The following is a 1,945-nucleotide window of genomic DNA, read 5'->3' on the forward strand; positions in this document are numbered from 1 at the left end:
ATGACTCAGCAAAGCCGATATGAGTAATTGAGAAATAGAATCCCCAAACATCTATCGTTACTTGTCGGTTGAAAATGGAGTAAAAAACCTCAGTATTCAATGCGAAGTTGATATATGGATCAAAAAGTCGTTTATCTGTAAACAGATTTACCTATTAGAATGATTACCCTACATTCAGTGAGTTTGATGTTTTATGATTGACTGTACAGAGACGTGTCTGTGTGAGTAGGAGCCGACTGAGATCTCTTACAAATCAATGCCAATGGGAGAACCAGACGACTTGATTGAGATAGTCTAATCTGAAGAGAATCAATTCGTCGGTAGCAGTGTCATTCGATTCCGTGAGCGCTATGAGGTTCAGACCCAATCCTGTTCGGCACTGTTGATGCTCCGATTAATCGTCGGTCATTTCAATCAGCAGCACCGTAACGTCGTCCTGTTGGGGATTGGTGCTGCGGAAGTTTGAGAGGCGCTCTTGCAGTTGCAGCGTGGTCTGCTCGATTGTCAGCTGCTGGCACTCTTTCAGTAAGGCGATCAGGCGTTTGCGTCCGAACATTTCGCCTTGGGGGTTATGGGTTTCGCTGACGCCGTCGGTCACCATCAGCAGGCGATGTCCTTTCGTTAAATGCAGCGTGATGTTGTCCCAGGTGGCATCTTCGTCAATGCCCAGCAGCAGACCCGTGGTTTCTGAGTCTGCTGTTTCGCCTGTCGGCGACAGAAAACAGGCGGGGTCGTGACCTGCGCTCGCGTATTCCAGCAGGTGTGTCTGAGGCACGATTCGCAGGAGCTGCATGGAAACAAATTCGCCCACCGGGCTGATGACCGTGAACCGGCGGTTAATGAAATCCAATATTTCCGCCGGTGAGCAGGTATGCTCGGTTGCCTGGATGAGCAGGGTTTTCAGTACCGCGGCACTCATCGCTGCGGAAATGCCGTGCCCTGTGATGTCGGCGATGCAGAACAGCCAGGCGCCGTCACTTAAAGGGAGTACATCGTAATAGTCGCCCCCCACTTCGTCGGCTGGCTGAAAGAGAGAGGCCACGTTGAGACCTGGAATATTGATTTCCTCTGGTAAGAGGTTTTCCTGAATCTTGCGGGCCTTGGCCATTTGCCGTTTGCGAATCTTTTCTGCAGCCGCCAGCGAGGCACTCATGGCGTTGATTTCGTGCGTCAGGTAGTTGAGTTCGGCGCAGTGAAACGTTTCTGACTGCGTACCGAGTTGCCCCTGCCCAATCTCCTGCACCGTTTGAACCAGATGGTGTAACGGCCGAGTGACAATCGTGGTCAACGCAAGATTGATTACGATGCCGGTGATGAAGGACAGTACGATGAATCCGGAAAGATTGTTCAGGACTTCACGGAACACCGATCCATAAAGGTTATCCAGAGTTTCAGAGACATACACGGTCGCACCACTTTGAGTATAAGTTCCGACAACTATTTCGGAAGCACCAAAACTTGCAGGACGCCCGGGTGATTTTGCTGCCTGCTGGATGACCTGCAGTAATTCCGGGGTGGCCTTGCGTTCGGAAAGCAGCCGGAATCGATCATGTTGAAATGTCACGGCAATGTGATGCACGGGTGCGTGTATCTCCTGCATCTGTCCACAGATGGTTTCGATGTACTCCTGAATTTTGTCTCGCCCCTGATGCTGCATCTGTAAAATGGAGGGCAGCAAAGCGGCCGCTTCTTCTTCGAGTGCGATCCGTTTATCTTCCAGTCGTCCGGCGAGGTCGCGCTGATAGGAAAAGATGAGGAACAGCACCACAAAAATCGCCAGCACGGCGTTCACCACCAGCAGGAGCTGGAAGCGAATGGATCTCTTAGGGCGTTTCTGCTTTAACGCGTGCATTTCGGTACTTTGTTAACGACCCGGGTTTGTGGGAAATTACGTGTGGTATTGGCGGGTTGATACAGTCTCTTTTAGTCTGGGGATTCGCAAAAG

The 1,945-nt window shown here is 50.9% G+C and carries 1 protein-coding gene; it reads right to left on the reverse strand.

Going from position 1 to position 1,945, the window contains the following annotated elements; translation table 11 throughout:
• Positions 1-394 precede the first annotated feature (394 nt).
• Positions 395-1,852, reverse strand: a complete 1,458-nt coding sequence (locus Q0294_RS03545; RefSeq protein ID WP_299460989.1) for a SpoIIE family protein phosphatase — start codon at positions 1,850-1,852, stop codon at positions 395-397.
• Positions 1,853-1,945 lie beyond the last annotated feature (93 nt).

Source organism: uncultured Gimesia sp. (assembly GCF_937919775.1).
In the GTDB taxonomy this organism is placed as follows: Bacteria; Planctomycetota; Planctomycetia; order Planctomycetales; family Planctomycetaceae; genus Gimesia.

Bases quoted from the DNA above. Each gene is read 5' to 3' on its own strand.
- Q0294_RS03545 (WP_299460989.1), bottom strand. From the start codon at position 1,852: ATGCACGCGTTAAAGCAGAAACGCCCTAAGAGATCCATTCGCTTCCAG.